Source organism: Clostridium sp. YIM B02500, from assembly GCF_022324665.1.
Taxonomy (GTDB): Bacteria; Bacillota; Clostridia; order Clostridiales; family Clostridiaceae; genus Clostridium; species Clostridium beijerinckii.
On sequence record NZ_JAKGTE010000022.1, the window covers coordinates 76,471 to 89,438 of the forward strand.

13 protein-coding genes are annotated in these 12,968 nt (G+C 30.9%); 7 read left to right on the forward strand and 6 right to left on the reverse strand.

From position 1 onward, the window contains the following. Positions 1-22: 22 nt before the first annotated feature. Positions 23-367: a metalloregulator ArsR/SmtB family transcription factor gene (locus L1S46_RS17530; RefSeq protein WP_238900566.1), complete on the reverse strand. Its 345-nt coding sequence runs from the start codon at positions 365-367 to the stop codon at positions 23-25. Between the two features lie 732 nt (positions 368-1,099). On the opposite strand from L1S46_RS17530, the gene L1S46_RS17535 reads away from it, so the two are divergent. After that, positions 1,100-1,858 (forward strand): peptidase MA family metallohydrolase, encoded by a 759-nt coding sequence (locus L1S46_RS17535; RefSeq protein ID WP_012059687.1) that lies wholly within the window; start codon positions 1,100-1,102, stop codon positions 1,856-1,858. Positions 1,859-2,110: 252 nt separating this feature from the next. On the opposite strand, the gene L1S46_RS17540 is transcribed toward L1S46_RS17535, so the two are convergent. The 3 genes from L1S46_RS17540 to L1S46_RS17550 form a co-directional block, all read right to left on the reverse strand. Beyond that, on the reverse strand, positions 2,111-2,752 hold the full coding sequence (locus L1S46_RS17540; protein WP_238900573.1) for a Vat family streptogramin A O-acetyltransferase: 642 nt from the start codon (positions 2,750-2,752) through the stop codon (positions 2,111-2,113). 150 nt (positions 2,753-2,902) lie between these two features. Continuing rightward, complete coding sequence (gene ppsA / locus L1S46_RS17545; protein WP_238900567.1) at positions 2,903-5,515, reverse strand: phosphoenolpyruvate synthase; 2,613 nt, start codon at positions 5,513-5,515, stop codon at positions 2,903-2,905. 273 nt (positions 5,516-5,788) lie between these two features. Continuing rightward, positions 5,789-6,613, reverse strand: a complete 825-nt coding sequence (locus L1S46_RS17550; RefSeq protein WP_238861635.1) for a nitroreductase family protein — start codon at positions 6,611-6,613, stop codon at positions 5,789-5,791. Positions 6,614-7,136: 523 nt separating this feature from the next. Between L1S46_RS17550 and L1S46_RS17555 the strand changes: the two genes are divergently transcribed. Together L1S46_RS17555 and L1S46_RS17560 are read left to right on the forward strand one after the other, a co-directional pair. After that, complete coding sequence (locus tag L1S46_RS17555; RefSeq protein ID WP_238900568.1) at positions 7,137-7,934, forward strand: SDR family oxidoreductase; 798 nt, start codon at positions 7,137-7,139, stop codon at positions 7,932-7,934. 191 nt (positions 7,935-8,125) lie between these two features. Then, positions 8,126-8,413, forward strand: a complete 288-nt coding sequence (locus L1S46_RS17560; protein WP_238900569.1) for a Dabb family protein — start codon at positions 8,126-8,128, stop codon at positions 8,411-8,413. 378 nt (positions 8,414-8,791) lie between these two features. Here L1S46_RS17560 and L1S46_RS17565 read toward each other — a convergent pair whose 3' ends face one another. Beyond that, a complete protein-coding gene (locus tag L1S46_RS17565) occupies positions 8,792-9,295 on the reverse strand; it encodes an Rrf2 family transcriptional regulator (RefSeq protein ID WP_041898328.1) in 504 nt (167 codons plus the stop codon). A gap of 202 nt (positions 9,296-9,497) precedes the next feature. Between L1S46_RS17565 and L1S46_RS17570 the strand changes: the two genes are divergently transcribed. Both L1S46_RS17570 and L1S46_RS17575 read left to right on the forward strand, forming a co-directional pair. Next, positions 9,498-9,869: a pyridoxamine 5'-phosphate oxidase family protein gene (locus tag L1S46_RS17570; protein WP_238861630.1), complete on the forward strand. Its 372-nt coding sequence runs from the start codon at positions 9,498-9,500 to the stop codon at positions 9,867-9,869. 24 nt (positions 9,870-9,893) lie between these two features. Continuing rightward, a complete protein-coding gene (locus L1S46_RS17575; protein ID WP_238861628.1) occupies positions 9,894-10,070 on the forward strand; it encodes a 4Fe-4S binding protein in 177 nt (58 codons plus the stop codon). Between the two features lie 219 nt (positions 10,071-10,289). On the opposite strand, the gene namA is transcribed toward L1S46_RS17575, so the two are convergent. Next, entirely contained in the window at positions 10,290-11,306 is a 1,017-nt protein-coding gene (gene namA / locus L1S46_RS17580; RefSeq protein WP_238900570.1) for an NADPH dehydrogenase NamA, read from the reverse strand. Positions 11,307-11,451: 145 nt separating this feature from the next. Here namA and L1S46_RS17585 point away from each other — a divergent pair, with 145 nt between their 5' ends. Together L1S46_RS17585 and L1S46_RS17590 are read left to right on the forward strand one after the other, a co-directional pair. After that, positions 11,452-11,787 carry a helix-turn-helix domain-containing protein gene (locus L1S46_RS17585; RefSeq protein WP_023974071.1) on the forward strand — a complete coding sequence of 112 codons (336 nt, stop codon included), beginning with the start codon at positions 11,452-11,454 and terminating at the stop codon, positions 11,785-11,787. Positions 11,788-12,119: 332 nt separating this feature from the next. Then, positions 12,120-12,881: a DeoR/GlpR family DNA-binding transcription regulator gene (locus L1S46_RS17590; protein ID WP_238900571.1), complete on the forward strand. Its 762-nt coding sequence runs from the start codon at positions 12,120-12,122 to the stop codon at positions 12,879-12,881. The last annotated feature ends 87 nt before the right edge of the window (positions 12,882-12,968 follow it).

Below are 12,968 nucleotides of genomic sequence, written 5' to 3' on the forward strand. Positions count from 1 at the left end.
GCCTTTAGATTCCGCCATTATTCTAGTCCTCCTTCCAGCAATCACACATAAATTCTTCAACATGAGAAAATAACCTCTTCATAAGAATCAAATCGCTTTTGCCTGGATTTATATGATAGAAATTCATCGTTCCTTGTTTGACTAAAGTTACAATTTTTGCTTCTTTTAATATTTTTAAATGATGCGAAACAGCTGGACGTGACAAATGTGTTTTTTTAGTTATTTCTCCAACCCTTATTCCAGGATATGTTCCTTTCATTAAGCTTAAAATAATTAATTGTCTTGTCTCATCTCCGATAGCAGCTAACACTGCTCTACATTCTTTGAATTCATTTTCTAGTTGCTTTAATTTATCTTGTTCATCCATTGTATATCTCCTTTAATTAAATTGTAATCATTAGTGCTTTTCCTCATACAAACCTTATTCATTCGTATATGTTAATGGTTTAATCTTTTAATCCATAATAGCAAGGCATAATTGTTTTATCAACATCGGGAAAGTAAATCGAGACGAATATCTTATTTTGTAATTAATTATAGTAGAGTTTTAACTTCTAGATTTTTCATTTCTAGTAGCCTGTAGAAGTTATTTTTTATTATCAGCTCAAAATTTTTCTCTCCCAATATGAAAATCTGTTTTCCTATCTTAAATTACGTGAAAATCCAGGGCTTTTTTAAACCCACGGCCTTTAAACCCGCATTATTCAAGCATATTCTGAAGAATATATATTCTTCACCATATTTATGGTAAAGAATATTAGAAGTATTTATAGCCTTTTTTATTATACGGGCACATAAAATCATTCCTATTTAGAAAAAGTTTATATTACCTCAAACAAATTAGGATTCAATTTCAAAAAATTATTTATTATGTAGGTCATTAGCAAATTTATTAAAAGAATAATGAAGAAATTTAATGTAATGGTGTGTACCCTTCACACTTATTGAAAAGCTTATTTCAAATTACATTTAGGAAATATATGTTTAATTATGTAAATCGTGTTTAAATAAGTGCTATAATTACATATAAACATGTTTAATTTATTACATAATTACAAATCATTCTATCTAAATAACATATTGAAAGGTGAAGACTGAAATGACAGAAAAAATAGAAGAAATTTCAGATAACATTGAACTTAGAAATGTAGATATAGAAAAAGACTATAAATTAAATTTAAGAAAAGAAACTCAGCATTTTATAATCCATTACACTGAATTTGATAAGAGATGTATAGATAAAGTTTCTGATGTTCTTGAAAATAGCTATAATAGAATTACTAGTACTTTCAATCAACAACTTCAAGAAAAATTGATTATTGAGATTCATCCAGACCATAATCAGCTCCATATAGCTTTGGGATTTCCAAATGCACCCGAGTGGGTAAGAGGAGGACTTGGAATAGGTAAAATTGTAATAGCGTCACCTTTAAACCCACCACCAGGTTCAGAATTTCATAATGTATTAAATACAGCTGTTCACGAATTTGTTCATATCATAGTAAATAAAATAAATGAGAATACACCAAGGTGGTTGAATGAAGGAATTGCATGTTATGAAGCAAAAGACAATAATGAAAACTGGATAATAAAAACTGTTAAAAATGGACTAGCAAATGATATTGTTCCTACATTTAAAGATTTAGATACAGGCGATGATTTTGAAACTTTTTTCAAATATGATGGATATCAATACTCATATACTATAGTAGAATCAATAATCAAATTATTTGGCTATGACAAGCTGTGCAATTTGATAAAAGAGCCCAATAGTTTTGTAGATGTTTTCGGAATAACCGAAGATGAGCTTCATAACAAATGGATTGATTATATAAAAATGAACTACGCACTAAATTAGACTATTAGAAATTTTTGAACTTACTTGCTAATAGGAAATCTTTTAATATTATGTATTAAATGAGGAAAATAAACTTCCTCATTTAACTTTCTGCCATACTTTTTAGCTTAAAAAAACCTTATTATCATTATTTATATTTGACATTTTTAACTTGTAGTCTTCTAATGATATATGGCCTCCAGCAAATTCATTTTCGAATATATGAAATTTTGTTAGCCTATATTATCGTCCAAGCTATACATAGCTTATGATTTATATATATTCTTTCATTAATTGATCTAAACCAACTTCTGATGTTAACTTTTCAAGATTATTAAATATCTTCTCTTCGTCCCAATTCCACCATTGAAGCTTCAGTAAAAATTCAATTTTTTCATCACTAAAACGCTTCTTAATAAACTTGGCTGGATTACCGCCATAAATAGTATACGGCTCGACATCTTTCACTACAGTTGAATTTGCAGAAATAATCGCACCATCACCAATCTTAACCCCCGGCATAATAGTTACATTTTGACCTATCCATACATCATTGCCAATCACTGTATCTCCCTTAAAAGGCAGCTGTTCCACTGTTGGAGTGACCTTCTCCCAACCACCTCCAAATATATTGAAAGGATAAGTTGTAACTCCATCCATTCTGTGGTTTGCCCCATTCATTATAAACTTAATTCCCTCTGCAATTGCACAGAACTTACCTATTATAAGCTTATCTCCCAAGAATTCATAATGATGTTCTATATTATCATAAAATTTCTCAGGAGATTTTTTATTATCACTATAATAAGTATATTCTCCAATCTCGACATTAGGTTTTTTAGGTAGATTACTTATATAACAAACCGTCTTTATATTCGCATTGGGATATAGCTTTTTCTTATCTGGTCCTGTCATAGAGTACTCACTCCTTTCAGTTCTTTTATTTTTCATTTCTGACTTCTTTGGAATCAATATTATAATCAAATGAATATTGGTCCTCAGTAATTATTTTTATCAAGTTTCCACCCTTCTGTCTGGTAATTTCATTTGACACTATCTACATCACTATAAAATTTCTATATATCCTTCAGTTCCATTCACTCGGATTCTCTGCCCATCTTTTATCAGTTTAGTAGCATTCTCTACACCTACAACTGCTGGTAATCCATATTCACGCGCGATAACGGCTCCATGAGTCATGAGTCCACCAATTTCAGTCACTAGCCCTTTTATTGATACAAATAATGGTGTCCAGCTAGGGTCTGTAAAGGAGGTGACTAATATATCTCCTGCTTCTAGCACAGCATCTTCCATGTTTAAGATGACACGTGCTCTTCCCTCGATTACTCCAGAAGAAACAGCTAAACCTGCAATCGCACCAGCTGGAAGATTTTCTCGTTTATATTTACCTGTAATGATTTCACCATCAGAGGTCATAACACGTGGTGGTGTTAGTTTTTCATTTAATTTATGTTCTTCTTTACGCTTTATTATAATATCATAATCAATTTTATTTGTGTGTACTACTTCGCGAAGTTCCTCAAGAGTAAGGTAATAAATATCTTCTTTTTCATGAATAACACCATCTTGTACGAGTCGTTTCGCTTCTTTCATTAAGGCCTGCTTATAAACAAAATAGCGGCTAATCATACCGTATTTTGGGTATTCGCGGTAACCTATAAAATTCCTGATCAAGTCGATATTTCGTTTTGTCTCTTTGGCCTTTTCTTCACCATCAGGTAACTCTCTTAGGCGACTTAATAACTCTTGTTCTTTATTCAAAGCTTCCTGTCGCCCTTGCTCAAATTTCTTTTGGCCAGCACTCGGCTCAAAGTTTTTGATATTGCTTAAAATCATAGGGACAAGTGTAATTGGTTTTTCGCTGAATCGAGTTCTAGTAATGTCAATTTCTCCACTGCAGCGCATTCCAAATTTCCTAAGATAAGACAAGATTGCATCCCTTGTTTCCTTTCCACCATGAAATTTAATCACTTCATCTAAAAAGTTATCATCTTTTACATGTTGCAAACAATCAACTATTTCTGGATAAGGACGTATCACATCTGCCACATCCATTAATTCTAGACCCATTTCCGAAGTAATATTGTTTGGTACAGATTGAGAAAGGATATCAGCTGCATTTTTTTCACCTAACCATTCGTTCATCTTTTCATTAATCCAAAGCGAAGCATTTATAGCAGACATAAATACGACTGTACTTTGTGGGTCAAATAAAATCCTCTTTAACTCATTTATATCTTCTAGAATAAAATCAATTAAATCTACTCCTGATTTAGTTTGAATTTTTTGTTTTAACTCCTCTATGGATGATTGACTCTTCTTAATCAGCTCAGAAACGATTGTCGTATCCAATTCCTTTTGTGGCTCTGAACCTGCAGCTGATATACTTCTATTACTTTTAATGTCACTCTTTTTCTCTTTATCGTTTGGTAAGCATTTTATGAAGTCTCGCTCTATTATGGTCATAATTGCGTCTTCTGTGAGAGGTTCGAGTTGTTTCATATTATTTAATAAGTTTTTTCTGCCATCTGGTGAAGCTAGCATTGGTGCTACATCAACAAACAACCTTCCACCAGCCTTAAACCATCGGCCGAAAGATATTAACTCCTTTAAAGACATTCCGAGTGGCTTTAAAGGATCTGTCATCATTTGTTGATGCCCCACAGATAAATATACATGTTTTCCTTCATCATTAACTTCAGGAATTGGATATAAAGTAGTGATTGGTCGGCTCTGAACAATGTAAAATGTATCGTGAGCCAAACACCATTCTATGTCTTGTGGACATCCAAAATGCTCTTCAATCTTTCTACCCATATGCGTAAGTCTCAAAATCTGTTCATCTGTGAGCACTTGACTATTTTGCATCTCAGGCTCAATCGCCAACTTTTCGGTACCACCATCTTTTAAAGAATAGATACCTAGCTTCTTAGTAGATATTTTCTTATCTACTATTTTATCGTTGCGTACTCTATAATTATCAGCATTCACTAATCCAGAAACCAAAGCCTCCCCTAGTCCGAAGCTTGCATCAATGGATAACACTTTTCTATTGCAGGTAATAGGATCAGCAGTGAACAAAATCCCTGCCGCCTTAGGGCATACCATCCTTTGAACAACCACTGAAAGGTGCACTTTATTGTGGTTAAATTCGTTTTGAATACGATAAATTACTGCTCTCTCTGTAAACAGTGATGCCAAGCACTTTCTGATATGTTTTAAGATTGATTCCTTTCCAATAATATTTAAATACGTATCCTGCTGACCTGCAAAAGAAGCTGTGGGCAAATCCTCTGCTGTTGCACTAGAACGTACAGCATATGAATCTTTTTCACCAAGTCTTAATATGAATCTGGCAATCTCTTCGCTAATAACCTCAGGTATAGCTATGCCTTCGATGATCTTACGAATCTCACTGCTAATTTCTCTTATTTTTTCTATATCTTCTACTCCAAAATGCGATAATTCATCTAATAAACCTTTAAGTTTTTCATTATTTTCAGTTATTTTTTTATATGCTTCTGTCGTAACACAAAAACCTTCTGGTACTAAAATTTTAGTAATTCTAGATAATTCTCCTAGATTAGCGCCTTTCCCTCCAACAATGGAAATCTTTGTTTTATCAATTTCCTGAAAGCTAAGTACATATGAATTCATACACATTCCCCTTCCTCTTTTAAGTCGGAATCCTGAGTAGTTTAATTCACTTGCTCGCACCCTTATACTGCTCGTTGAAAACCATCTAGACTTTTAATTACTTTTCTAAATACGAGTGAAGCAATTTCTACGAAGTGATTCTGTTCCTATGATACACAGAATAAGCACATATTATAAGCCTGTTATTTAAAAATTTCATATGGTATAATAAAGTTGAGGGGAATAGTTGATTTTTATAAATTAAAACAATTCACTCCCAGACATCACTGCTTCTTACTGCCATGTGATTTCTAAAGGATTTCTATCTACCAGTCTTTTAAAATTATAAAGTGGATAACCTACTAATAGTGCACCTGTTACTACCCTATCTTTAGAAATATTCAACAATCTTAAAAGAGGTTCATATTCTGCCATAGAACAATATTCAAATAGTCCTGACCAGCAGGTTCCTAATCCTAATGTTTGTGCATATAATTGCACATATGTTAATGAAAAGTGTGTATTGTCGCGACCAAGTTCTTTTTGTTCTCTTGGAGCTGTTGCAATCACTAAACATGGAGCATCTCTTAATATGGTATCTTTGTTATCATTACGATACTGCTCTATTGTCGAAATAGTATTCTGTACCCACGGTGAATTCTTTAAAACACCATTTTCTATAGATTCCTCAGTCCAGTCAGCTATAATCGAAGTAATTTCATGTAGAATCTTATGATTATCAATAACATGATACGAAAGTCCTTGAGAGTTGCAAGCTGTTGGTGCAAATCTAGCTATATTAAGAAGTTCACTAATTGTATCTCGAGATACATTCCTTTTCTGAAATGTTCGAATAGATCTTCTTGATCTAAGAAAAGTGGACACAATATCTGAATCCATTAACTTTTCTTGTTGTATTTGCACTTGATTATCTAATGGAGTTTTTGTGCTGTCTAAAGCGCCATTGGGACAAACAGCTACGCAATGACCACATTCAATACAAAGATTCTTGTCTACTTTTGGTCCTGAATCACTCATCACCAATGTTCCTCTACATATTTTCACACACAGACCACATTTAGTGCATTTTTCAGAATTAACTTTAATAAAATTATTCATACAATTCTCTCCTTCATCGTATTGTCTTACTTAATTTATATATTTTTAGGAAACAATATTTCTAACCTAGCCACCATTCCTTTTAATATAGTGAAATGAAAATCTAATAATAGAATATCTGGAAGTCCAGTTTTATCAAAATTACCACTATTTTAGCTGTAACAACCGTTATGTAATACTATTTCTCTAATGATTATTTTATATAATCGATCTTTCTAACTATAACAAGCATAACCTGACCACATCATGTCAAGTTATAATCGCTGAATCAAAATGAATATAATCCACTGTATAACTGAGAAAATAAAATCACATAATATTACATAATGTTATCAGACTAGAATTCCTATTTACCTAATTTCCAAAAGATGAAAGTATTAAATTATATGATATTACCTATCTCCTTATAATGATTTTGCTTAAGTAAATAAATACCATTCCAAAACTTGACGTGATGTTGTCAAGTTTACTTAATTATACTGATTAAGTAGATAAACTTATTTAAAGGGAGGTATTTTTAATTATGCAAAATACTTTATCATTTGATATTAACAAAGAACTTGATGGTAAACGCGTACTTGTAACAGGTGGAACTAAAGGTATTGGTAGATCAATTGTTGATCGTTTGCTTAATGTGGGTGCAAAAATAATAACAACTGCACGAACTATGCCTAATGATTTGCCAGATTCTATAGGGTTCATTCAAGCAAATGTTAGCACACCAGAGGGTACTGAGAGAATCATTAAAGAGACTCTTGAAAGACTCGGTGGATTAGATATTTTAATAAATAATGTAGGTGGTTCTTCATCCTCCACTTCTGGAGCATTAAATTTAAGTGATGACGACTGGTTGCAAGCCTTTAACCAAAATCTTTTTTCAGCTGTACGCTTAGATCGTGGCTTTCTGCCCTCTATGATTAAACAACAGAAAGGTGTAATAATTCACATATCATCTATTCAAAGGAGACTTCCTGGGATAATGACTATGTCATACTCTGCTGCTAAAGCGGCCCTAACAAATTACAGCAAAAATCTAGCTACGCAGTTTGGTGGAGATGGAATACGAATAAATACAGTTGCTCCAGGTTTTACAGAAACAAAAGCTGCTGAGCGTCTTATTGAAAGAATGGCACAAAATTCCGGAATTGACTATAATAGCGCTCGTCAAGAATTAATGGATAACCTTGGCGGCATACCACTTGGTCGTCCAGCAAAACCTGAAGAAATCGCTGAACTTGTTGCATTTCTTGTATCAGACAGAGCATCTTATATCACTGGTAGTGAGCATATTATTGATGGCGGAATAATAAGGACTATATAGTCTATAAAGGCGCTATACTAAATAATTCAACATAGACATATTGTATTATTTAGTAATCACTAGATTAGTATCAATAACTTTGTAGTCCTTGCTACTCGTAATAGCTTATATTTCATGAATAAAATTGTTTTCTAAATCAATGGTCATGAAATCGCACAAACTACATTAAATATTTTAGGAGGTAAAATAATATGATCATAAACAATTTATTATTAAAATTAAAGAATAGAGATATTGATAATATTAAAAAAACTCAAGAAGTTCTTCTAAACATGAGAGGAAAAATAGAAGTTCTGATAGACATACAGTCAGAAATAAATATTCGTCCTGGTGAAAGTAATTATGATATAATTTTGATTACAAAATTTGCATCATTAGAAGATTTAGATAAATATCTTATTCATCCAAATCACTTAGAAGTTGCTAAATTTATCGGCAGTGTCTTAGATACACAAGCATCCGTATGTTATAGCTTATAAATAGTAACACAACTACCTACATTTAAAAATAATAGTTAGTACATTTAATACTAAAATAAGAAATTTACACCTTCCTAATTATCTTGAAAAAAGTTAATGTAGGAAGGTTTATTAAAGTTAGAAATTAATTACTAACATATCTTCATTAGTAACTTTATAGAAAATATGAATATATATGTTGCAATAATAAATTTACATTTAAAATTTCAGTTAGGTAAGGCCTAAGTGAAAACCAAAATGTAGAAATCCAATTACAACATATATAGTATTATAAATCAGTTGAATTTAAAAGTATGGTTATAGTTTTTTGCTTCACCATATAACCTTTAAATAAGAGTAGTATTAAATCCATTATATTCTTAATTTTTACTACTTAAATCACTTTTTGCTATTATTAAACCATTCAATTGTTGCTTTTTCAACCTCTTTTGGAAGCTTTTTATTATATACTTCATTGTATAACCAAGCCAACGATTTTTTTCTTAAGTATTTTCTCATCTCATCTTCTGCTTCTGACATTACAACTTTTATTAAACATGGACATTTTGTATGTGTATCTGGCAAATTATCTTTATCTAATAATATATTATTTTGCCTAATTTCTGCACATTGAAAGAATGATTCGCTTCCTTCTACTGCTTCAACAATATCCCAAAATGTTATTTCTTCCGCACTACGAGCTAACGCATAACCACCTTTCACACCAGGTATAGATTTTATAATTCCTGCTTTGCTTAATTTTGCATATACTTTAGATAAGTAAGTTTCTGAAATACCTTGAAAGGTTGCCAAGTCTCTTATTCCTACTGATTTACCTTCCTCTAGTTTTACCATATATAATAAGCAATGTATCGCATATTCTACTCCTACTGAAAATTTCATTTTTTATACTCCTTTGGTTTATAGTCTTTTATTAATAATATCCTATTATTTATCCCCATTCAAGATAATCATATGGTATCAAGCATATGTTCCCTGCCAAATATTTATATTGACAAACAAAAGAAATAATCATATTATAATTATAGATAACAGTTATCGACGATAATATATATCTTTATTAAAAAGAAAGAAGGAATATAGAATGTTTACAGAAAAATTTTTTGAAGTACTAAATCATGAAGGAGTAGTTTCTATTGTAACTTGTGCAAATAATGAAGCTCACATCGCTAATACATGGAACAGTTACTTAATCATTACAGAAGAAAATAAAATCTTAATCCCTGCAGCTGCTATGATTAAAACAGAGGAAAATGTTAATGCTAACCCTAAAGTTAAATTGACTCTTGGTAGTAAAGAAGTGATGGGATACAATTATATGGGAACTGGATTTTTACTTGAAGGAACTGCTAAATTCTTAAAAGATGGAGATAACTTTAATCTAATGAAAGAAAAATGTCCATTCCTAACAAGAACATTGGAAGTTACAGTTACCTCTTGCAAACAAACATTATAGTTTTCTGAATGTAAGGAGAAAATCATGTCTAGAAGAATTAGTAAATCTGACTGTGTAGGTTGTGGAACTTGCGAACGAGTATGTATTGTTGGATGCATCACAGAAGATAAGGATAAAAAAAGAATAATCACTGAATCTGCTTGTGTTGACTGTGGAGCTTGCCAATTAGCTTGCCCCAGAAAATGTATTTCTCAAAAATAATGCTACTAGAAATATACTTTTATTTAATAAAAATAGAACTATCAAAAGCTTAGTATAATCTAAAAGAAATATTATATAAAGCAAGGTTGGGTTTAAACTTTAAACTCCCAACCTTGATTTTTATATTAATGAATAAGCACATAAACTTTACTAAACATATACCTTTATGTGCTTAAAATATATTAACTAGTATAACGTAGATTCTCTACCTTCATAGTATTATTTGAAAGCACCCTTATATTGTTCTGGATAATCAAAATCTAAGTTTCTAGTTTTTGCTTCATTTAACACAAAGTATGGGTTTCTTAAAAGCTCCCTACCAACTGCAACTAAATCTGCTCTATCATTCGATATTATTTCCTCAGCCATATTAATATCTGTAATTAACCCAACAGCTATTGTAGGAATGTTACATTTTTCTCTAATTATGCTTGAATAATTTACTTGATATCCTGGATATGCATTTATTTCTGCTGGAATTAATCCTCCAGTACTTACATGCACTATATCAATATACTCTTTAATTTCATTTATGATTTCAATCATATCATTTAATGTTATTCCACCATTTTTATAATCATAAGCTGATACTCTAAGCAAAATTGCTTTCTCTTTTGGCCATACTTCTATCACAGCTTGCAATATTTCTTTTAGAAATCTAGTTCTATTCTTTATATTTCCACCATATTCATCTTTTCTCAAATTTGATAATGGTGATAGAAATTGGTGTATTAGATAGCCATGTGCTCCATGTATTTCTATAGCATCAAATCCTGCTTTATCTGCTCTTTTCGCTGCTTCTTTAAAATTTAATACAATTTCTTTAATATCATCTCTAGTTAATTCCTTAGGCAATGCACTTCTTTCATCAAATTTAACTGCACTTGGAGCTACAGCCTGACTAGCTGTTCCTGTATATTTTCTTCCACCATGATTTAATTGTATTGCAATTTTAGAACCATATTTTTTAACACCATTAACAATTCTTTTCAGTCCATCTATATGCGTGTCATCCCAAATCCCTAAATCATTGTCTGTTGTCCTTCCATTTTCAACAACTCCTGTAGATTCAAGTATTATAAGACCTACTGCACCAATGGCTCTGCTAACATAATGAGTGTAATGAAAATCATTTGCCATACCAGTCTCATCCGAAGAGTACATGCACATTGGTGGCATAACAATTCTATTCTTTAAGTTTGTATTTTTTAAAGTATAATTTTTAAAAGTATTCATAATTATAATCTCCTTTTTATTTAAATCTCTTGCTTATTGCCATTATATTATTTATACTATACTTTGAAAAGTAGTGATATTTTTTTCATATAATTTCAAAAAAGTAAGTATAGTGAGAAATCAACGGCTGAAAGGAGTTTTATTTATGTCAGAAATCAAACTTGAACGAGGAAATCCTAATGAAAAATGTCCTATTGAGGCAGCAATAAATATTATAGGTAGTAAATGGACATTTCTAATAATAAGAGATTTATTGATAGATGGAAAAATTAGATTTGGAGATTTGTTGCGCTCTTTAGATGGGATAAGCCCCAAAACGCTCTCCCTTAGACTACGTGAATTAGAGAAGTTTGGGTTAGTTAAAAGAATAGTTTATCCAGAAATTCCTCCAAAAGTTGAATATGAATTAACTGAAAAAGGTAAGAGTTTAGAAACTGCATTTATAGAGTTGAAGAAGTGGGGACTTACAATTTTAGAATAGCAAAAAATTCTATTATGTATCTTATAAAACGCTTTCTTTAATACCCATTAAATTAGGCACCTTCAAAAACTGCTAACATTTCAGCTATTCTTTGAAGATGCCTAAATATATAAAATATGACGCTAGGTATTAACCTATAACGCTAAATTATATCTTTTTTAAAATATTTCACTAATTAAGTTTACTCTTTATCATTATATATCACTTGTTATCTTTTGGTATCATTATATACCTTTTTAAATATCTATTCAATATATTTTATAAATTAAAAGAATAATGTTATAATATTAATCAATAACAATACTAAACGATAATAATTGGTGAGGTGCTTAATGTTTACTGAAGAAAGATTAGAACAGATTTTAAATATACTTAATAAACATGGTAGAGTAAAAGTAAAAGAACTAAGTGAACAATTTAATGTTTCAGAGGGTATGATAAGAAAGGATTTACAAAAATTAGAGAAAAGTGGTAATCTTCAAAGGACCTATGGTGGAGCTATACTAAATAGGGAGATTTCTAAATTAAGCTCTATAACTACTAGAATGACAGTTAACTTAAGTAGTAAAGAGTTAATCTCCAAGAAAGCTTTTGAGCTTATAGAGGATGGAGATATTATTTTTTTAGAGTCCTCAAGCATAAATTTTTTATTAGCAAAACTAATAGCTAATAGCACAAAAAAGATAACTTTGATAACTAATATGTCTATAATTCCACCACTTTTTAATGACAATGAAACCGTTATATTAATATGCATAGGTGGTGTATATGATAATAGAAGCGGAGGAGTCTTAGGCTCAGAAGCCATTAAGAGCATATCTAAATATACTTTTAACAAAGGTTTCTTGGGAAGTTCTGGTGTAAATTTAATTACTAACAGCGTATGTACTGCTATGTTAGAAGATGGTAATCTTAAAGAACTTATAGTTTCAACAAGTAAAGAAGCATTTTTACTCGTTGAAACAGAAAAATTTAATGTAGATAGTCTCTATAAATTTGCAACTATAGATGAATTTGATGCTATAATTACGGACTCAAACATTACTGATGATATTAGAGAACAGTTGAATAATTTAACTGTTAAGCTAATATAAGATTGAATACATACTATAGATATCCAAACTTAGAAATACACTTATGCATAGCATAGCTATTTTTACACAAACTAGTACTAGTTAATT

What these genes read in the sequence shown, in the direction of transcription:
- L1S46_RS17530 (WP_238900566.1), bottom strand. Translation starts at nt 367, where the DNA reads ATGGATGAACAAGATAAATTAAAGCAACTAGAAAATGAATTCAAAGAA.
- L1S46_RS17535 (WP_012059687.1), top strand. Translation starts at nt 1,100, where the DNA reads ATGACAGAAAAAATAGAAGAAATTTCAGATAACATTGAACTTAGAAAT.
- L1S46_RS17540 (WP_238900573.1), bottom strand. Translation starts at nt 2,752, where the DNA reads ATGACAGGACCAGATAAGAAAAAGCTATATCCCAATGCGAATATAAAG.
- ppsA (WP_238900567.1), bottom strand. Translation starts at nt 5,515, where the DNA reads ATGAATTCATATGTACTTAGCTTTCAGGAAATTGATAAAACAAAGATT.
- L1S46_RS17550 (WP_238861635.1), bottom strand. Translation starts at nt 6,613, where the DNA reads ATGAATAATTTTATTAAAGTTAATTCTGAAAAATGCACTAAATGTGGT.
- L1S46_RS17555 (WP_238900568.1), top strand. Translation starts at nt 7,137, where the DNA reads ATGCAAAATACTTTATCATTTGATATTAACAAAGAACTTGATGGTAAA.
- L1S46_RS17560 (WP_238900569.1), top strand. Translation starts at nt 8,126, where the DNA reads ATGATCATAAACAATTTATTATTAAAATTAAAGAATAGAGATATTGAT.
- L1S46_RS17565 (WP_041898328.1), bottom strand. Translation starts at nt 9,295, where the DNA reads ATGAAATTTTCAGTAGGAGTAGAATATGCGATACATTGCTTATTATAT.
- L1S46_RS17570 (WP_238861630.1), top strand. Translation starts at nt 9,498, where the DNA reads ATGTTTACAGAAAAATTTTTTGAAGTACTAAATCATGAAGGAGTAGTT.
- L1S46_RS17575 (WP_238861628.1), top strand. Translation starts at nt 9,894, where the DNA reads ATGTCTAGAAGAATTAGTAAATCTGACTGTGTAGGTTGTGGAACTTGC.
- namA (WP_238900570.1), bottom strand. Translation starts at nt 11,306, where the DNA reads ATGAATACTTTTAAAAATTATACTTTAAAAAATACAAACTTAAAGAAT.
- L1S46_RS17585 (WP_023974071.1), top strand. Translation starts at nt 11,452, where the DNA reads ATGTCAGAAATCAAACTTGAACGAGGAAATCCTAATGAAAAATGTCCT.
- L1S46_RS17590 (WP_238900571.1), top strand. Translation starts at nt 12,120, where the DNA reads ATGTTTACTGAAGAAAGATTAGAACAGATTTTAAATATACTTAATAAA.